The organism is Kitasatospora sp. NPDC022856, from assembly GCF_055561235.1.
Map to the genome: position 1 here is coordinate 1 of NZ_JBVHHE010000057.1, position 19,452 is coordinate 19,452.

Sequence of the window (19,452 nt, forward strand, 5' to 3'; positions counted from 1 at the left end):
GCCGGCACCCAGGGCAGGTTCGTCCGCGTCCAGCTCGCCGGCACCAACTTCCTCTCGCTCGCCGAGGTCTCGGTCTACACCTCCGCGAACTGACCGTCGTCCACCGGCCACCCACCGGTCGCCCGGCTCGAGGATCTCGCCAGAACGGACGGAGCTCGAACCCGCTCCGTCCGACACGTAGCCGCCAACAACCGAGCGCCCCCGCGTTCGCGCCTTCGGAAAGGACACCACCTTGGAACCCACGACAGACATTCCTCAGAACAGCGACCACGGGGCGCGGGAAGAGCGGTTCTCCGCCACTCCCGACACGCAGACGCGTGCCACGACGAGTGGGCCGAACGGCGGAGTGCCACGACGGACGTTCGTCACCGTGGTCTCCGGGGGACTGCTGGCGGCGACCCTGCCGTTGGCGTCTTCAGCCACGCAGCAGGCGGCGGCAGCGGTGGTCCCGGACCCGGAGACCCTCTGGTACGACGAACCCGCCTCGGCATGGGAGACCCAGGCGCTGCCGATCGGCAACGGGGCCCTGGGGGCCATGGTGTTCGGGGGAGTGGCCTCGGAGAGGCTCCAGTTCAACGAGAAGTCACTCTGGACCGGTGGACCCGGTTCTTCGGGATACAACTACGGGAACTGGCCCACTCCTCGGCCCGGCGCCCTCGCGCAGGTCATCGACGCCATCGACGCCAGCGGCAAGGCCGACCCGAACTGGGTGGCCGGCAAGCTCGGGGCGCCCCGTACGGGCTTCGGCAACTACCAGACGTTCGGTGACCTCTACCTGGACATGGCCGGGTCGTCCTCGGCGTACACCGGGTACCGCAGGTCGCTGGACATCGCCGACGCGGTCGCCACGGTCGACTACACGGCCGGGGGGGCCAACTTCAGCCGGGAGTACTTCGCGAGCTACCCGGGGAAGGTGATCGCAGGTCGGATCAGTGCCGATCAACCGGGCAAGATCTCCTTCACGCTGCGCTACGCCTCCCCGCGCGCGGACTTCACGGCGACAGCCGTGGACGGGCGCCTCACGGTTCGGGGGAAGCTCGTGGACAACGGCCTCGACTTCGAGTCCCAGACCCAGGTGAAGGCCGTCGGCGGCACGGTGACCAGTTCCGCCGGCAGAGTCACCGTCACCGGCGCGGACAGTGTCGTCCTCGTGACGAGTGCGGGCACCAACTACGCCCTGTCGTATCCCACCTACCGAGGGGCCGACCCGCACGCGCGGGTCACCTCGGCGGTCGACGCGGCTGCCGCCGCGTCGTACGACGCGCTCAAATCCGCCCACCTGGCCGACTACCACAAGCTGTACGACCGGGTCACGCTGGACGTGGGACAGGTGATGCCGGACAAGCCCACCAACACGCTCCGGGACGAGTACACCGGCGGATCCTCGACCGCGGACCGAGCACTGGAGGCGCTCTTCTTCCAGTACGGCCGGTACCTGCTGATCTCCTCGTCGCGAGTGGGATCCCTCCCGGCGAACCTCCAAGGTGTGTGGAACAGCTCCGTCACTCCGCCCTGGTTCTCGGACTACCACACCAACATCAACGTGCAGATGAACTACTGGCCGGCTCTCCAGACGAACCTCTTCGAGACCGCGACGCCCTTCGTCGATCTCGTCAAGAACCTGAGCAAGGCGGGCACGACCACCGCCAGCCAGATGTTCGGCACCCCCGGCTGGGTGACGCACAACTGCACGAACCCTTTCGGGAACACGGGGGTCGGGAACTACGGGACCGCGTTCTGGTTCCCCGAGGCCAACGGATGGCTGGCTTCCCAGCTGTACGACTGGTATCGCTTCACCGGGAACACGGGACAGCTGAGGGACGACGTGTACCCGGTCCTCAAGGGGGCAGCCGAGTTCTGGCTGGCGAACCTGCGAACGGACCCCCACGACGGGAAGCTCGTGGCCAACCCGAGCTTTTCGCCCGAACACGGCTATTTCACGGCGGGGGACTCCATGGCCCAGCAGATCGTCCGGGGCCTGCTCACCGATACCCTGGCCGCAGCGCGAACCCTGAACGCCGACACGGACCTGCAGACCAGGCTCACGTCCGCGCTCGCATCCCTCGACCCAGGTCTTCGCATCGGTTCATGGGGCCAACTGCAGGAGTGGAAGGCCGACCTGGACAGTCCAACCGACGACCACCGTCACGTCTCGCACCTCTACGCCCTGCATCCGGGGAACGAGATCTCCCCCCGCAGCAATCCCACGCTCACCGCCGCGGCCAAGGTCTCCCTCAACGCACGCGGCGACGGAGGAACCGGATGGAGCAAGGCCTGGAAGGTGAACTTCTGGGCACGCCTGCTCGATGGCGATCACGCGCTGAAGCTGCTCTCCGAGCAGCTCAAGTCCAGCACCTACCCCAATCTGCTGGACACCTGCCCGCCCTTCCAGATCGACGGGAACTTCGGCGCCACGGCCGGGATCGCCGAGATGCTTCTGCAGAGCCAGAACGGCGAGATCCAGCCGCTGCCGGCGCTCCCGGCCGCCTGGAAATCCGGCTCGTACAGTGGGCTCAAGGCGCGTGGCAACGCCAGTGTCGGCGCGACCTGGAGCGCGGACGGGGCCGTGACCTTCACGATCACCCCGTGGGTGTCCCAGCAACTGTCCGTCCGGAGCCCGGCCTTCAATGGTGCCTACACCGTCACCGACGCGCGGACCGGGCAGGTCGTCACCACCGTCCGTACCGGCGATCGCATCACGTTCGCCGGTACCGGATACCGCGTGTACAAGATCACGGGCACCCTCGTCCACTGAACCCTTGGCACACCACGTCAGCTGCCTGGAACGCCGCTTGTGCCGTTCCAGGCAGCTGACGCCGCACTGCGCGGGACACCCTGCGGCGGTCCTGGTTCCCGGGACCGCCGCCTCGGCGCATCCGATCGCGGATCCGATCGGTACCCGTCCGGGCCCGCCGCTGCCGTCCGCCGAAGCCCCGGCCGTACACCGCGGACCGGGTATATCTCCGCAGGCCGACTGATCGGAGACGTCCGCAGGACGCGGCCGCCGGATCTGGTCAACCGGCGCTTCTCCGACGACCACCCGGACCAGCTGCGGCCGGCCGACAGACAGCTCCCCGGCCTCGTTGCAGCGCACGAGGCCGGGGAGCTGTCTGTCGGAGCAATGAGATCTTCAGATCAGCCGGGCCGCCCGCGCCAACAGTCGTCCGTCGAACGCTCGTGGCGGTTCGACGGACGACTGCGGTTGTCATTCATGACCGGTTGTCCTCGCCGGTGTGCCGAGTCGGCGCGGCCGTCCGGTGTAGGGGGCTTCCGTTCAGGGGCTGGTCGTGAGAGTGGCCGCGTGGAGGGTGATGTTGCCGAGTTGTCCGGAGTGCGAGGTGTCGACCACGTACGTGATGGTGAGTCGCTGGTTGGCCGTGGCGGCGGCAAATCTGATGTCGGCCACGCCGTACCCGTTGCCGGACGGGGAGTCGAAGTATCCGGTGTAGACGGGCGCGCTGCCGTCGCTGAGCGTGGCGGTCAGCTTGCCCTTGGAGGACCAGGCGCCGAGGTACACCCGCAGCCGTTGCGGTGTGGTCGAGGCTGCCACGGTGAACTGGAATCCGTTGCCGGGAGACCGGGTGTAGACCGCGGTGGGTGTGCTTGTCACGGATGCGGTGGGTGTTCCGCCCGACCAGGTGTACGTCACCATGCTGTCGGCGAGCCTGATCACCTGACCACTTCCGACCGTCGTCACATTGCTGATGGCGCGGGTGGTTGCACTCCGACGGTCGTAGCTGGCGGCATCGGTCAGGCCCCAGTGCGTCCAGTCGAGCGTGCCTTGGGTGGAGAGGTCGACGGCGCCGGCGGGCTGGGTCGAGACGGAGCCGATGACCGTGCCGGGGTAGAGCCGGTAGGCGCCGCCCGCGACAGTGGTGAAGGTGACCCGGCCGTTGGCGGACGTGGTCGGGACGATGGTGCCCGCCTGGTCGGTGACGGTGACCGGTCGGCCCGGCCACGGGTTGAGTACGGTCGCCGGGCCGCCCGCGTTGTCCGCGGTGATGGAGACGTTGGATGCCTTCGTCCCGTCGTAGTCGGCGCTGACGAGGAAGCCGCCCTTGGTGCGCAGCCGGCTGATGTGCGCTGCCTGGTTCGCGGGGTAGTCCGGGAACAGCCGGATGGTGCCGTTCGTGGACTGCAGCAGCATCGCGTTGATGGCGTCGATCGCGGACACCGATTCCAGTCCGCCGCCGCCCTGGTAGACGGTGAGGTTGGTCCGCATGTTGGACGAGATGAGGGACTTCAGTCTGGCTTGGAGGGATGCTGCCGGGTATCCGACGTATGCGGCCACGGCGTAGCTCTTGGCCAGGTTGTTTCCCTCGGTCCAGGAGTTCATCGCGTCGAGTGTGTCGATTGCCGCCTGCCGGTCGGCCTGGGGTGAGTCCAGGTCCAAGAGGTCGAACGGATGGATGAATTCCAGGTTGCAGATGGTACGTCCCACCAGGCTGGCAAAGTTCTGGGTGGAAGCCGAGTTGTAGACCGTCGCTCCGTTGTAGACGGCGGTGGGAGTGGCCGGCAGGTTGGCCAGGATGTCGTTCCACTTCGCTCTGCGCGCGGTGTCGATGCCGAGTTGCTGGCTGTACTTCGTGGTGCGGGTCAGCACGTACCGGATCGCGGCGAGCCCGAGCGAATCGTCCTGTTTCCAGTCTCCCTCGTACGTGGCACCCATGAAGTGGTACTTGCCGTCGGCTTCCTTGGGACCGATGTAGTCCTCCCAGAAGCTCGCCAGCTGAACGAGGTACGGGTAGAGGGTCTCTGAGAGGAAGGCGGCGTCCGGGGCGTACTCGTACCGGGAGACCAGCGGGACGGCGGCGTAGGTCGCGTTGGTCGGCTGGTTGCCGTAGAACGGGTTGTCCCCGGAGGAGCCCTGTGGACCGATTCCGGTCGGGTAGAGGTAGCCCCGGGTCGTCGGCGGGATGGCGTCCTTGAACTCCTGGGTCAGGTAGCCGTTGGGTACCGGGGGTCTCGACTGGAGGGTGGCGATGTTGTTCGCGCCGGTGGCCCGGTAGTCGAGGACGACCTGGTTCAGCGGGTCCGCCAGGTCGACGCGATTACTGGAGAAGCTCCCGTAGTACGGGGCTTGGGCGTTGTAGTTGAGGTGGTAGTCGCCGTGCCAGCGCGGGGAGTCGGAGGTGACCCAGGGGCCCCACAGGCCGGGAGCAGGGGATCCCTTGCGGGACGCGCTTCCCAGGATGTACTGGGAGCCGTAGTAGTACTTCTCCAGGGTCGTGTCGAATACCCTGACGTAGGACTTGAGCCAGTAGTCCTTCCACCAGTTCCGGTGCTGGGTGCCCAGGTTCGCGACGGAACTCGCGGTGAGGCTGTTGACTGCGAACTTGGCACGGGCGACGTGGTCCGTGACATTCTGGCCGCCCTCGACCGCTGAGACGATGGTGACCTTGGCGCCGGGGGCGATCGTGAACCGGGCGGTCGAGCTCCCGGTGGAGTCCGTCGTGGCCGTGATCGGGGCGCCCAGGACTCTGGTGCCCATGGCCATCCGGGACACCCACTTGCTGGAGGCGGTGTTCTGGCTGCTGCGAGCCGCCCAGAGGGTGAAGCCGCCGAGCCCCGAGGACGCCGGGTAGCGCGGGTCCCCGGCCGCGGTCCAGGCGTCCAGGGCCAGCGTGACAGGCGTGGCACCACTGGAGCTGACTTCGGTGACCACGATGTCCGCGGAGTCCGCGACGTAGGATCGCGCGTGGATGGGCACGCTGTTGACGGTCAGGTCCGTGCGGACTTCGGCATTGAGGATGTCCTGGACCATCGAGTACGAGGTGCCGTCGTCCACGCCGGAGGACTTCTGCAGCGTCAGCCCGCCGAGCGTGATCGGGTGGACGGTGCCGTCGCTGGTCCAGAAGTCGTTCTTGGCGAAGTTCATGCGCAGGGTGTTCCGGTCGCCGCCGACTGTCACACCGAGGTCTCCGTTGCCCAGCAGAGCTCCCTCGGTCATGAGGTCGTTGACAACGTTCGTGGGCGGTGAGGTCCAGGTGCCCGCGTAGCCGGGCAGCAGGTTCTGGAGAGCGTTCCAGTCGCTGGTGAGATCAGCCGGCGATGCCCCGGCTACTTCCTGGGCGACCGCGGTCTGTGTTGCCGCCGGCGCGAGTGAGGCGCCGAGCAGTGCCACTGCGGCACTTATGCTGACGCACAGATGTCTGAGCTTCATCGTGTCCCTGTCCGTGGGTGTCGGTCGATGCGGGGGGAACGCCGGGCGCCGGAGCGTGCGGGCGGTACACCGTCATCCGGCTCGGGGCGATCTGGCACGCGTCCCGCGTACGGCGCCTGCCAGGGGTGGGTGGCCGGGGAGCTCGGACGGCGTACCGCTGGAGTAAGGGGGCCGGCGGCCTGGCCTTTCGGCTGGGTGGGGTCACAGTCGCACCGCCCGCTTCTCCCGCCGGGCCTGCTCGGCGGCGAACACCACCCGGTGGCTGTCGCGGCTCTCCTCGGCGCCGGTGAGCAGGAGTTCGGGACGGCCCTCGTGGTGGGCGCGGACGAATGCCTCGATGAGGCCCGCATCGCCGCCGCCGTGTCCTTCGGCCGCCGACGCGCCGCCGTTGTCGGTGTCGATGAGGGTGCGCTCGTCGGTGAGGAAGTCGTAGACCTCGATGATCCGTCCGTCGCCGGTGATCTGGCCGCGGGTGCCGAAGATCTTGGTGTGCCGGTTCTCCTGCGGGGTGAAGGCGGTGAGGGTGAAGGTGGCCGTCGTACCGCCCTCGTATTCGAGGTTGACGACCTGGTGGTCGACGACGTTGTTGTCGCATCGGTAGGCGCAGCGCCCGTAGGGGCCTTCGGCGAGGGCCTGTGCCACCGATTCCTCGGTGAGCTCCTCGGCGGCGATGCGGGTGAAGTAGCGCTTGACTCCGCCCTCGCGCAGTCCGGCCGGGTAGAGCTTGAGCGCTGAGTACGCGCAGTCCGGCTCGATGGGACACGAGACGCACCGCTCACCGGCGCCGTCCGGGGCGTTCTCGGGACGGAAGTGGGTGAGGGAGCCGAAGGAGGAGACGGTCCTGGCCGGGCGGCCGACGATGTGGCCGAGCCAGTCGATGTCGTGGCAGGACTTGGTGAGCAGCAGGAAGCTGGAGAGGTCCTCGCGGCGCCAGTTGCCCCGTACGTAGGAGTGGGCGTAGTGCCAGTAGCCGATGGGCTCCAGGTGCTGCACGCTCACCAGGTCACCGATCCGGCCGCTGGTGATGATTTCCTTGAGCTTGCGGCTGTACGGCGAGTAGCGCATCACGTGGCAGACCGAGAGCGAGACCCCGGCTGTGGCGGCGGCCTCGGCGATGCGGTCGCACTCGGCAAGGTCCGTGGCCATGGGCTTCTCGAGGAGGATGTCGTAGCCGCGTGCGGCGAGTGCCTCCACGGCCTCGACGTGCAGCTTGTCCTGAAGGGTGATGAGTACGGTGTCCGCGAGGCGTGGAGCGGCGGCCAGGTCGCACCAGTCGGTGAAGCGGTGCTCGGGTGGTACGCCGTGGTGCTGGGCGAACTTGGTGCGCCGTGCCGTGCGGGGCTCGGCGACGGCGGTGATGCGGAGGGGGGTCTTCCCAGCTGCGGCCAGTGCGGAGTAGGCGCTGCCGCGGGCGCCCGCGCCGGCGACGGCGAGGGTGAGTGGGCGGTCGAGCGGCTGCCCGGGGTGGTCGTGGAGGTTGGTGAAGGCGGTGCCCTCGGTCGCGTTTCCGGTCACGGTCATCCTTTGACTGCTCCTCCGGTCAGGCCCTTGACGAAGTGCCGTTGGAGGAGGAGATAGAAGATCAGTACGGGCAGGGCGGCGAGGAACATCAGGCCGAAGACCTGGCCGTAGTTGGCTTGGTGCTCACCGATGGCGCGGTAGACGCCGACGGTGACGGTGGTACCGCCGGCCGGGCCGAGGATGATGAGCGGGTTGAGGAAGTCGTTCCAGATCCACACGCCCAGGAAGATCAGGACGGAGGCGGTGGCGGGCCGCAGCAGTGGGAAGACCACCTGCCAGAAGGTGCGCCAGCGGCCGGCGCCGTCCATGGCCGCCGACTCCTCGAGTTCCAGCGGGACGGTACGGATGAAGCCGGAGAAGACGAAGACACCGAAGGGCACGTAGTAGCCGACGTTGAAGGCGACGAGGCCCTGAAGGGTGGCCATCATGCCGGTGAGCTGCAGGATGTCGGTGACGGGGACGAGGATCACCTGGGGCGGGATCATCAGTCCTGCGAGGAGGAACAGCATGGTGATGCGGGCGGCGCGGGAACGGCTGCGGGCGAGGTAGTGGCCGAGCATCGCGGAGACGACGGTGAGGATGACGATGGACGTCAGGGTGATGGTGACGCTGTTGATCAGGCCGTTGACGAAGAGGTTGTCGGGGCGGTCGAAGACGTTGGTGAGGTTGTCCAGGGTGGGCGGCAGCGGTAGGGAGGCCGGGGAGCGGGTGATGTCGTCGCCGTTCTTGAAGACGTTGGCGAGGACGAGGTAGAGGGGGAGGAAGAAGGCGGCGGTGACGGTGAGTGCGACGACCGGCCGGATCCAGGGGGCGCGCTTGTCCATCAGGTGTTCACCTCGCGTCGCTGCAGGACGTGCAGCGCGATGCTGGAGGCGATGGCGACGGTGACGAGCATGATGACCGCCTTCGCGGAGGCCTCGCCGGTGCGGTTGGCCGTGAAGCCGGTCTGGATGATGTCGAAGGCCACGGTTGCCGTGGTTCCCGTTCCGGGGCCGCCGTTGGTCATCACCTGAACGTGGTCGTATGCCTTGAAGCCGGTGATGAGCAGCATGACGGTGTTGATGGTCACTGCCGGAGCGAGCATCGGCCAGGTGATCCTGCGGAACCGCAGCCATGGCCCGGCGCCGTCGATGGCGGCGGCCTCGTGCAGTTCCTGGGGTACACCTTGCAGGCCGGCGAGGTAGACCACCGTGCAGAAGCCGAGCATCTGCCAGGAGATGACGAAGCCGACGGAGTAGAGGGCGAGGGCCGGGTCGGAGAGCCAGCCCGGTGGGTGGTTCACTCCGCCCGAGCGGAGTACGGAGTTGATGAGGCCGTCGTCGGTGAGAAGTTCCTGCCAGATGACGGAGACGACCACCGAGCTGAGGACGACGGGTACGAAGAAGACGCCGCGCAGTGCGTTGTAGAGCCGGCCGCGCCGGTCCAGCATGACGGCGATGGCCAGACCCAGGGTATTGGGGACGGTCACCACGATCAGGGTGAGGATCGTCGTCACCTTCAGGGTGGTGAGGAAGGCGTCGTCGGTCAGCAGGTCGGTGTAGTTCCCCAACCCGGTGAACCGTGTCCTGTGGGAGAACGCGTTGGCGTTGGTGAGGCTGTAGCCGACGCTGAGGCCGATCGGGGTGACCACGAACAGCGCGTAGACCACGAGGCCCGGGGCGCCGAAGCCGGCGAAGTGTCCGAGGGCGGGCCAGGGGCTGCGCCGCCGCTTCGGCGCGACGGGCCGCGCGGGTGAGCGAGGGGCGGGGGCAACGCCCTTGCGGGCGCTGCCCTTCTCGTCCAGCGCGGGCATCACTTGGCCGCCTTCGCCCATTCGTCGTCCAGGGCCTGCGTGGCCTGGTCGGCGTTCTTCTGGCCGGCGATGATGTCCTGGGCCAGGGCGTAGGACTTGTCCACCAGGCCCGGCAGCAACGCATCGTCGCCGGTTTCGACGAGGAAGGCGTTGACGATGCCGTTGTTCTTCACGGCGTCCTGGTAGACCTTCACCGACTCGTTGTAGACGGGGCCCATGTCTGCCGGTGGGGTGTAGCCCTTCATGGCGATGATCGCGCCGTCCGCCTTCACGATGGCGTCCAGGTTCTGCTTGTCCTGCTGGAAGGCCAGCGCGAACTCCTTGGCCGGGGTGAGGTTCTTGGAGTGCGCGTTCACCGACATTCCGCCGCCGGTGTACGACGGGACGGCGGGCGAGCCGTCGTCGGTCGGGAAGGGGAACACGCCGATGTCGTCCCGTCTGTCGCTCTTGTCGGCCGCGGCCGGGAACCAGGTGCCCATCGGGTACATGGCGCCCTTGCCGGACAGGAACGCCGTCTCGGTACTGGCGTAGTCGCGGGACAGGCCGGCCTTGTCGACGTAGCCCTGCTTCACCAGGTCCACGAACTTCTGCGTGGCGCCCTTGAAGGAGGCGTCGGTGAACTTGACCTGACCGGTGCGGCGCTGGGCGATGAAGTCCGGGGTCTTCTTGTAGACGTCGGTGGCGACGAGCGCGGTCCACAGGTAGGAGGCCGCGAAGGCGTCCTTTCCGCCGCCTCCGGTGACGAAGGGGGTGATGCCGGCCGCCTTGAGCTTGGCGGCGACGTCCAGGAGATCCTTGTAGGTCGACGGCGGGGACGTGACACCGGCCTGCTGGAACAGGCTCTTGCTGTAGTAGACCAGCGGGGTCGGCTGTGTGTTGTACGGCAGCTGGTAGATCTTGCCGCCGATCGGGTTGGAGTGCGGGAAGGTGAAGGGCTCCAGCTCCTTGTCCGACCACGGCGCCATGTCGCCCGCTTCCGCGAAGCCGACCGGCGAGACCGAGATCATCACATCGGGGAACTGGCCCGATGCCTTCAGCTGCTTGGCGTACCCGGTGCGGTCGGCGGAGGGCGCGACCAGCTTCTTGACCTTCAGGCCGGGAACTTGCTTCGCTGCCCGGGCGATCGCGTCGTCCCAGTACTTGGCGTCCAGGTTGGGGGTCTCGAAGGTCAGGAAGGTGATCTCCTTCGAGGCGTTCGTGCTGCCGGAGCCGGAGGAGCCGCTGCTTCCGGCGGGGGCGCAGGCGCCTGCGGCGAGGGACAGGGCGATGAGGGGGAGTGTGAAGCGCATGGAGCGGTTCATTGCAAAGGGTCCTCGTTCTCGGAGGCGGGTCGATGGGCCGTGTCGGCCGGTGGGGCAGAAGGTGTCGGCGGGTAATATTTCTGATACCTTCTGAATTAAGTAGCCAGATGGTGAGGCGGGAAGCCAAGCCGTGTCAAGGGGGTAAGCAGAACTCGTGACCATCTCAGGAGGCGACTCCACCCTGCTCCGCCGCCTGAACGCGGCGGCGGCTCTGCGGGCCCTGCACCAGGTCGACGCGGCCACGCTCACCGAACTGGTCAAGGCCACAGGTTCGTCGCGGGTGACCGTCGAGAACGCGCTGGCGGGCCTGGCCGAGCAGGGCTGGGTGGCCGAGGCCGAAGCGGACGAGGCCGCGTCCCGCAGGGTCGGCCGGCCGGCCAGGCGCTTCCGGTTCCGCGCGGAGGCCGGCTGCGTGCTCGGATTCGACATCGGCCTGCACAAGGTGCTCGCCATCGTCGCCGACCTGCGCGGTCAGGTGCTGGGGACCGGCCGCACAGCCGTCACCCCGGCCCTGCCCGCAGAGGAACGGCTGGCCGCAGCCCGCACGCTCGGCCACCGCACACTCCGTGGTGCCGGACTGACAGCGCAGGACGTGTGGGGAGTCGGCGTCGGCACCACGGGTGTCGTGGCGGCGGACGGCACGGTAACGCGCAGTGACCTGCTCCCGGCCTGGACAGGCACGGACCTGGTCGCGGCCTTCACCGAGCCGTTCGACGCCCCGGTCATGGCGGGCAACGACGCCAGGCTCGCCGCGCTGGCCGAGCGCTGGCGAGGTGCGGCGGCAGGCGCCGAGGACGTGCTGTACATCCACGCGGGGCGGCGGATCTCGTCAGGACTGCTGATCGGCGGCAAGGTGCACACCGGCCGGCACGGCGCGGCAGGCGAGATCGGCGTCCTGCCGAGCTCCCGCTGGGACACGGCTCCGGGCCGCCTGCTGGCCCACTGGGCGGACCCCGAGACGCTGTTCGCGGCGGCCGGGGCGGGCGAGGCGAAGGCGCTGGCCGCGCTGGAGGACTTCGCCGACGACCTGGCCCAAGGCGTGGCGGCGATGACCCTCACCTTGGACCCGGAGCTGGTGGCTGTGGGAGGCGGCCTCTCCCGGGCCGGCCGACTGATCACAGAACCCCTCAGTCGTCGTCTTGCGGAACTCTGCCTGTTCCCGGTCCCGGTGGCCGCTTCGCAACTGGGCGACGAGGCGGTGGCACTGGGCGGCATCCGCCTGGCACTGAACGCGGTGGAGCAGGAACTGTTCGACGTGAACGGGTGAGGAGCGTGCGATGCCACGACGTCCGGGGATCCCCCCATCACGGTCCCGGCGGCGACGTGGGGGAAGGGGCCGTGAACTGCCCCCTTCCGGCAGTGCGGCACACCTCCGCACCGCCGGTGCCGTGCGTCGGGAAGGAGTTGGCCTGATGGGGGACATGGTCGCGCGCTGACCGCTGAACTGGAGCCGTCCCGCGGTGCGCGGCCGTCTCACCAACGCCCGACGCCTGATCGGAGAGAGCGCGCGCTGCGGATGTGGGGGCTGGAGCGCGCCGAGCAGTGGGACATGTGGGGCACGGACACCGTGAAGCAGGCCGTCTGTCGGGGGCTCGGCCTGGCGGACGTCTCCGAGCACGTCATCCGTCAGGAGACGGAGTCCGGGATGCTCGCCGCGCTGACCATGGTGCCGGCCCCGCACGTGCGGACCGTGTCCCTGGTGAGGCGGTCGGACCGGGTGCTCACGCCTTCGGAGGAGGCGTTCGAGGACCTGGTCGGAGCCGTCTCCGAGTGGCCGGTGGACGGGCGGGAGCGCGGCCCCAGTACCTGATGCAGGCGGATCGTAGGTCGACGGCCGCGTCGATGTCCGAGAGCGGGAAGGCGTCGGGGACGAGCCCGGCGAACCGGTCCCGCATCGGGGGTTCGTGCGGGGAAGTCGAAGGCCTCCGCGTCGTCATCGACCGCGTAGTCGCGGCGTCCGACCCCACGGGTGAGGTCGCGGACGAAGGTGTTGGGCTCGAAGGCCACCGTCGGCCCGGGCGACACCGAGCCGACGAGCGCCACGCGCCCGTCCAGCCCGACGAGGTCCAGAGCCGACTGGACGGTCCTGTGGTTGCCGGACAGTTCGAGGACGACGTCCGAACCGAACTCCCTGACCGCGGTGTCCATCGCGCCGGGGGAGAAGGCGACGCCGACACCGCACTCCGGCGCCAGGCCCCGCCGGCCCTCGTCTGCGCCCGGTACCGTGGCCACCCTCGGACGGGGCGGCCACGGAGTTTCAGTGCGCGTGCGTGGTGCCGCTCTCCTGCTCGTCGAGCGGCTCGGGCTCCGGCAGACGGCGGTTGATCGGGAAGGGGATCTGGAGCTCGCCCAGCGCGCCGTGGGACCTGAGCGGGGCGTCCAGACCACTGAGGTCATGCCAGGCGGGCTCGGTGCCGGTCTCGTCGAGGAGGGCCCCTCGCTCGACGGGGCCGGCGAGTTCGTCGCCCTCTCGCGCCACGGACGGACTACAGCCGGCGCAGCTTGTCCTTCGCGGTGACCACGACGACGTCCAGGCCGGCCTCGTTAGCGGCGGCCAGGAGGGTGGGCGCCCGCAGGAACCGCTTGTCGTTCATCAGGACTTCCTCGCCGAGCCCGGTGTCGAAGATGTAGTTCCCGCTGATGCCGTGCACGGCCGGCGGCCGGCCGGTGGCGATGGACACGTTGTTGGGGTTGGTGAGGGCGGGCATCGAGCAGTGGGCGGGCCACGAGGTTCCCTCGCCTTCGAGGACCTTGCTCAGCCAGGGCATCCGACCGGCCGCCATCGCCTCGATGTGGTAGTCGGGCTCGCTGCCGTCGATGCAGATGACGACAACCGGGTTTGCGGGCCTGGCGTACGTTCTGCCGTTGACGGTGAAATTCCCTGTGGCCTGCCCGGTTGCCCGAAGGACTCACCCTTGACCGGATCAAGAACCAGGGCGAGAACGCTCCCCGTTCCCCAAACCCGTCCACCACCACCCGCCCGATTCCGTGGATCGACAACTCCTGGGACACCGGGTGCGCGCCGCGCGATCCTCCGCGCAACCGGTCGAGCGCCCGGCGGTCCTGACGACCACCGGGCGCTCGACCCCGATCAGATGCGATCACGCATCGGGCCGGTCGCCCCCCGGAGCCTCCGAGGCCGACCTTCCCTCACAATTCGTCATGTGCCCCGCACCCCGTCCCGTTGTCATCGACGTACGACGTGTGCCAGAGCGCGTTGTCCGATCCGCGGACGAACACGTCCAGGTGTCCGTTCTCCGATGACACCGCCGCGGGTGCGCCGCGCAGATCACCGGTGAGGCTCCTCCAGTCCACCCAGGACTTGCCGGTACTCCAGCTCTTCACCTGGAGGTCCCTGTCCCTGCCCTGGATGAAGACGTCGAGACGTCCGGGTGCCTGGCCGACCACCTTCGGACCATCGGCCAGGGTTCCGCCGAGGGACCCCCACTCGGACCACGCGCCGTTGACGTGCCACTTGTTCCAGAGTGCGTTGTCCGATCCGCGGGCGAACACGTCCAGACCACCGCTTTCCAGCGGCATCGCCACAGGGTCGCCGGCCAGCTCGCCGCCGAGGGAAGCCCAGTCGGACCATGTGCCACTGACGAACCACTTGTGCCAGAGCGCGTTGTCCGATCCGCGGACGAACACCTCCAGGCCTCCGCTCTCCAGCGGCGTCGCCGCGGGTGCGCCGCGCAGAACACCGCCGAGGCTCGTCCATTCCGACCACGGCCGGCCGGATATCCAGGTCTTCACCTGGAGGTCCCTGTCCTTGCCCTGGATGAAGACGTCGAGACGGTCGGGTCCCCGGCTGACGACCGTCGGACTGTCGGCCAGGTTGCCCCCGAGCGACTCCCAGTCGGACCACGCGTCGTTGACGAACCACTTGTGTCCGAGTGCGTTGTCCGCTCCGCGGACGAAGACGTCCAGGCGCCCGTTGGCCAGTGACACCACCGCAGGCGCCCCGACGATCCTGCCGCCGTCGGGCGTGCCGAGATCGGCGTAGTCCGACCAGGAAACACCGTTGTAGGACCTCTTGTACAGATGGCCGTTCGTGCTCTGGACGGCGAAGACGTCGAGACTGCCAGGCGCTTGGCTGATCGCCGTCGGGCTGTCTGTCAGGTCTCCCCCGAGGGACTCCCAGGCGGACCAGGTCTGCGACGGCACCGATCGTTTGCAGGTGCGGTCGATGGCGGCCGAGAGAGCTATCGCCAGTACCGGCACGACATCTCGGAAGGAGTGGTAGCGGGTCTGGCCGATCACCTCCGACGGGTGGGTCGGATCCTGGCTCACCTGGGCTGCGTAGGCGGAGAGCCGGTTCCAGTTGTTCTCCTCTTCGAGGTACTCGGCGGGCAACGGGATTCCCGTGCCGGTGGTGCCGATCTGCGTGTGCATGAATGCCTCGATGTGGCGGAAACGCGCGGCTTCGGCGGTTATCGCTGCGACTTGGAGCACCGCACGGGCCAACTGCGCTTGGGAGACGCCCTCCTCGCCCCCGGTGTAGGCCTGGAGGTCGTTGAGCGCGCGCAGTACCGACTCGGAGTTGTAGGTCAGTTCACCCCGACCAACCTCCGCCGTTCGCTCCAGAGCGGGATAGTCAGGTCGCATGAACAGTTCCTGGGGATGTCCCGTGTCCATGAACTGCGCTACTCGGTCGGCATTTCCGTTGAACGCGTAGGTCTGCCTGAGGGGGTTCCCGGACCGGAACCCGACCAGGTACATGTTCTCTGCGCTGAAGTAGAGATGCACGGACCGGTCATCGCTGAGCTCGACGACGAGCTCGATGTTGCCGGTCCCCGTGCGGTACAGGGGGTCCCGATAAGCGGTGGCCGTGGCCCGCAGGCTGGCGATCATGGCTTGATAGTTGTTCGCGCGGGCGGAGGGAGTATCCGCGTCGTGGTAACGCCATTCCACCACGTGATCAGCTATTGCCATGGCCGGTGGGGACGATGCGAGTGAGCCGCCCAGGAGTGCGGCGACGAGCGTCAGCAGTGTCAGCGCGGTGGTCAACGGGCGACCTGTCCTGACGGTTGTACGCGCGGTGGTCAACGGGCGACCTGTCCTGACGGTTGTACGGTACTTGATCATTTTCACCTCGATTACTTGTGAAGGGAGGAGAACGACGGGCTCGGGCAAGGAGCGGAGGCGGAAGTGCCAGGCCCGTGCACAGCCCCTCGTGTGTGGGGCGTGGATGAGTCTCGGTCCAGCAGAGGCCTCCGGGGCAGCGTGGAACTACCTGCCCTGATACCTGCCTCGACCCGTGGCGGGAGGTCCCCGCGGGCGGCGGCGCGCCGCAGGGCCCGAGCCTCCCCGGCCGCAGTCCTCAACGGATCCTGAGCACGCCCGCGGCACCCGTGCGCTCGGCCCTGCCCGACGGGCCGAGCGCACGGGTGCCGCGGGCAGTCAGAAGAGAACCTCTCCCGAGACCGATGAGGTTCGGCGGTGGCGGCGGTCAGACCTGAGAAAGCCATCGACAGCTGACCAGGGAGACCCGAAATGACCATCGTCGCCCCCGCCCCCACCACCCCCGCCATGAAGTCCGGCAAGACCGTGGTCCGCGTGGTCTGGACGCTGCGGATCCTGCTCGCGCTCTTCTTCGCCCTGGCCAGCGCACTGCCCAAGCTGCTCGCGCTCCCCGCCGCCACGACCGTGTTCGACGCCACGGGCGTGGGTCACTGGTTCATGTACCTGACCGGCCTGGTGGAGCTGGCCGGGGCGATCGGACTACTGGTCCGTCGGCTGGCTGGACCGGCCGCGACCGCGCTGATCGTCTTCCTGGTGTTCGCGTTCGTCATCCACCTCACCGCGATGCACGGTGTGAACGCCGGGACCACGTTCGTCTTCATGGTGCCGCTTGCCGTCATCGCGTGGAACCGGCGCGCCGAGACGGTCACGCTGTTCGGTCGTCGGCGCCGACCCGGTGCGTGGAGGTACCGGCCGTCGGGGACCACCGACGGCCGGCACCTGGTCATCCGTGGTCCGGCATTGCCTGTCTAGGGCTTGGTCGACCAGGTCGTCGATGGTCTTCGGTGCCTTGTCGACGGGCACCTGGCCGATGAGGCCGGCCACGATGTGGCCTTCTGGGCGTCCCAGCGGGCCTGGAAGGCGTGCCGGTCCCGGAGCGGCTGGTCGCGGGGTGCCTCCGGGGTGCAGCGGAGCGGCTGCGGCAGGAAGTCCTCGGTCCTGTTGCGGAAGACCAGCGCGATGATGGTGAGCACCACGATCGCCAGAGCCGACTTGACCGCGCGGTGGCGCAGTTCCCGCGCTTGGTCGGCGAGGGCCACCCGCCCCCGGGGTCCTTCGACGCCTTCTTCGTCACCTTGGAGAGCTGGCTCGACCCGGGTCCTCAACTCGTGCCCTGGATAACGCTGGTGGGTGGGTCTCAGGTGGTCACGCTCCTCCGCACGACCGGCCGGGCGAACGCGTCGGGCCGGTCAGAAGAATGAGAGGCTTCGCCTCCTCGGGGTCGCAAGCGTGGTTGGTGCCCTGCGACGGCGCGCTGCCAGAGGAAAGGGGGCCGGCCCCGGCGCAGGGACTTCTGTCGTGCGGTTGGCTGGGTTCGGCCGTGTCCGACGGGTTCACCGACGTCGGCACGGCGTGTGGACAGGACAAGAGCTCTCGGCGCGGGACACTGCGGTCCTGTCGGCGCCGACGAAGCGAGCGTAGTACCTCCGAGGAACGGGGGCCTCAGGCGCGAGGCCCGTGGTTGGCGGCCGGCCGACGGATGTCTTCCGGCCGAGGGGGTGTCGTAGCCGGCCGCAGGAATGACGGACGGCGGGGCAGGGCAGCACGCGGACGCCGGTCGGCGAGGGCCGTCGTGGCGCCGGCGGTTCGAGGTGCGCCGCTGGTGCGCAAAGTGTGCGGGCTCTTCGGTGCGCGAGTCAACGGTCGAACCCCGTATGCGTGTTCCACCTCGGGCTCACGGCAGGCAGCTGCATCCCCGATCCGACCGGGCGCGGAATCAGACGATCCATGGCACGTGGGCGAGTGCTTCCCATGACCCCGGCCCGGCTGCGTCGGCTCTGCGGGGAACCGCCCGCCGCTCACGTCGTGCGCTGGACGTTCCGGCGGTGGCTGCTGATCGCCCTCACAGGCGGAGTCGTTCCGGCGGTGGCCCTTCACGAGCGGATCCGCATCGGGTTGGAGGCGGGGGACCTTGCACGCCCGGCCGGGGCGCCATCTGCACGATCTCATGGAGGCGCGTGCTGGTGACCACCACGCTCTCCAACTCACCTGCCGCCCCTGCGGCGAACAGTCGGTCGCCCATCAGACTGGCCAGCTGATCGGGACGCCAGGACTCCAGGCCCGGGGGCATCCCGGACACGGGCCAACCCGATAGCAGATCGTGACACACCTGCCGCCCTTGAAGGCGGAGCCGGATGGGAGGATCCCGTTCCCGGTCGCTTCCGTTCCCCTTCGTGGATGTCGGTCGCGCCGCTCCGCCCCACCGAGGAGCGCCCCCATGCGCCATCACTCCTGCTTGCCTCCCCGCCGCCGGGCCCTGCCGGCCGCGGCCCTCATCACCGCCTCGGCCCTGCTGCCCACCGCCTGCGCCGGCTCGGACGCCCCGGAGAGCGCCGGCGACAAGGCCCGGGCGGCCGTCCCCCAAGCGCAGCGGGCTGCCGGGGTGCTACGGATCGGCTCCGACCTGAACTACCCGCCGATGGAGTTCCACGGTGCGGACGGCAGGCCGGACGGCCTCGACCCGGACCTGGCCAACGCGTTGGGGAATGTCCTCGGCCTGCGGATCGAGATCGTCGACACGGCGTTCGACAAGCTGATACCGGACCTCAACGCCAGGCGGTTCGACGTGGCGATGTCGGCGATCAGCGACACGCCCAGGCGCCGCGACGCGCTGGATGAGGACGGAATCCCGACCGGTGAGCCGGGTGCGGACTTCGTGGACTACTTCGTCGCCGGCACCTCGATCATCGTGCAGAAGGGCAACCCGAAGGGGATCCGGACGCTGGAAGACATCTGCGGCCGCACGGTCGCGGTGCAGCGCGCCACCACCCAGGACGAGATCATCAGCCGCCAGGTCACCGCCTGCGCCCGGCGGGGCGAGGCGCTGCAGGTCCACCGCTTCGACGATGACGCCCAGGCCCTAGCCGAAGTGGCGGCCGGCACGGCGGTGGCCGACTTCAACGACCTCCCGGTGGCGGCGTACGCGGCCAGGACCACCGACAACGGCAACCGATTCGAGGTGACGGGCACGCAGTCGCAGTCCAGCCCGTACGGGATCGCGGTGAACAAGAGCGACACGGCCCTGCGCGACGCGCTGGTGAGGGGGCTGGACCAGCTGATGCGCAGCGGCGAGTACGACACGATCCTCGCGAAGTGGAACGTCAGCGCGGGGACGGCCCAGGCAGCGGCGATCAACGGGGGGCTGTGACCCGGAGCGTCATCAGGTCGGGAGCAGCGTCCCGACGACAGGTCCACAGACGACGGGTCCACAGGTGTCCCCTCCGACCCGCCGCCGGGGTCCGCTCACCGACTGCGCCCGCCCACCGGCCCGTCGGCGGGCGGCCGCAGCGGCGCCCGGAAGCCCCCGGGAGGACTGTCCCGGGCTCCTGGCAGCCGGCACTGTTCACCGGCCCCGGCCCGGCCCCTGGTCGGGGAGCGGCCCGAGCGTTGGAGGCCGCTCGCCTCGTGGCCGGCCGGCTACGGGCACCGGCCGG

Annotated in this window: 14 protein-coding genes; 5 read left to right on the forward strand and 9 right to left on the reverse strand. The window is 68.9% G+C overall.

Features of this window, described 5'->3' with window-relative positions; all coding sequences use genetic code 11:
• The first annotated feature begins 346 nt into the window (after positions 1-346).
• Complete coding sequence (locus ACZ34W_RS35155) at positions 347-2,755, forward strand: glycoside hydrolase family 95 protein (RefSeq protein WP_465610076.1); 2,409 nt, start codon at positions 347-349, stop codon at positions 2,753-2,755.
• Positions 2,756-3,274: 519 nt separating this feature from the next.
• Here the strand turns inward: ACZ34W_RS35155 and ACZ34W_RS35160 are convergent.
• The 5 genes from ACZ34W_RS35160 to ACZ34W_RS35180 all read right to left on the reverse strand — a co-directional run bounded on the left by ACZ34W_RS35160 (position 3,275) and on the right by ACZ34W_RS35180 (position 10,765).
• A complete protein-coding gene (locus tag ACZ34W_RS35160; protein ID WP_465610038.1) occupies positions 3,275-5,950 on the reverse strand; it encodes a glycosyl hydrolase family 95 catalytic domain-containing protein in 2,676 nt (891 codons plus the stop codon).
• Positions 5,951-6,364: 414 nt separating this feature from the next.
• A complete protein-coding gene (locus tag ACZ34W_RS35165; RefSeq protein ID WP_465610040.1) occupies positions 6,365-7,684 on the reverse strand; it encodes a Gfo/Idh/MocA family protein in 1,320 nt (439 codons plus the stop codon).
• Positions 7,681-8,508, reverse strand: a complete 828-nt coding sequence (locus tag ACZ34W_RS35170) for a carbohydrate ABC transporter permease (protein WP_465610042.1) — start codon at positions 8,506-8,508, stop codon at positions 7,681-7,683. Before ACZ34W_RS35170 ends, ACZ34W_RS35165 begins: the two co-directional genes overlap by 4 nt.
• A complete protein-coding gene (locus ACZ34W_RS35175; protein ID WP_465610044.1) occupies positions 8,508-9,476 on the reverse strand; it encodes a carbohydrate ABC transporter permease in 969 nt (322 codons plus the stop codon). The genes ACZ34W_RS35170 and ACZ34W_RS35175 overlap by 1 nt, the downstream gene beginning before the upstream one ends.
• Positions 9,476-10,765: an ABC transporter substrate-binding protein gene (locus ACZ34W_RS35180; protein ID WP_465610046.1), complete on the reverse strand. Its 1,290-nt coding sequence runs from the start codon at positions 10,763-10,765 to the stop codon at positions 9,476-9,478. The genes ACZ34W_RS35175 and ACZ34W_RS35180 overlap by 1 nt, the downstream gene beginning before the upstream one ends.
• A 166-nt stretch (positions 10,766-10,931) precedes the next feature.
• Here ACZ34W_RS35180 and ACZ34W_RS35185 point away from each other — a divergent pair, with 166 nt between their 5' ends.
• Entirely contained in the window at positions 10,932-12,044 is a 1,113-nt protein-coding gene (locus ACZ34W_RS35185; RefSeq protein WP_465610048.1) for an ROK family protein, read from the forward strand.
• Positions 12,045-12,221: 177 nt separating this feature from the next.
• Positions 12,222-12,587 (forward strand): LysR substrate-binding domain-containing protein, encoded by a 366-nt coding sequence (locus tag ACZ34W_RS35190; protein WP_465610078.1) that lies wholly within the window; start codon positions 12,222-12,224, stop codon positions 12,585-12,587.
• Positions 12,588-13,034: 447 nt separating this feature from the next.
• On the opposite strand, the gene ACZ34W_RS35195 is transcribed toward ACZ34W_RS35190, so the two are convergent.
• From ACZ34W_RS35195 to ACZ34W_RS35205, 3 genes are all read right to left on the reverse strand, one after another.
• The gene (locus tag ACZ34W_RS35195) at positions 13,035-13,256 is read right to left on the reverse strand and encodes a hypothetical protein (protein WP_465610050.1); all 222 of its coding nucleotides are present in this window, start codon (positions 13,254-13,256) and stop codon (positions 13,035-13,037) included.
• A 7-nt stretch (positions 13,257-13,263) separates the two neighbouring features.
• Entirely contained in the window at positions 13,264-13,602 is a 339-nt protein-coding gene (locus ACZ34W_RS35200; protein WP_465610080.1) for an alkaline phosphatase family protein, read from the reverse strand.
• Positions 13,603-13,927: 325 nt separating this feature from the next.
• Positions 13,928-15,784 (reverse strand): DUF8189 domain-containing protein, encoded by a 1,857-nt coding sequence (locus tag ACZ34W_RS35205; protein WP_465610052.1) that lies wholly within the window; start codon positions 15,782-15,784, stop codon positions 13,928-13,930.
• Positions 15,785-16,270: 486 nt separating this feature from the next.
• Between ACZ34W_RS35205 and ACZ34W_RS35210 the strand changes: the two genes are divergently transcribed.
• Positions 16,271-16,771 (forward strand): DoxX family protein, encoded by a 501-nt coding sequence (locus tag ACZ34W_RS35210; RefSeq protein ID WP_465610054.1) that lies wholly within the window; start codon positions 16,271-16,273, stop codon positions 16,769-16,771.
• Here the strand turns inward: ACZ34W_RS35210 and ACZ34W_RS35215 are convergent.
• Positions 16,768-17,058, reverse strand: coding sequence for a hypothetical protein (locus ACZ34W_RS35215; RefSeq protein WP_465610056.1), 291 nt, complete (start codon positions 17,056-17,058; stop codon positions 16,768-16,770). The two genes, ACZ34W_RS35210 and ACZ34W_RS35215, sit on opposite strands and share 4 nt — an antisense overlap.
• Before the next feature lie 1,178 nt (positions 17,059-18,236).
• Between ACZ34W_RS35215 and ACZ34W_RS35220 the strand changes: the two genes are divergently transcribed.
• Positions 18,237-19,166: an ABC transporter substrate-binding protein gene (locus tag ACZ34W_RS35220; protein ID WP_465610058.1), complete on the forward strand. Its 930-nt coding sequence runs from the start codon at positions 18,237-18,239 to the stop codon at positions 19,164-19,166.
• The last annotated feature ends 286 nt before the right edge of the window (positions 19,167-19,452 follow it).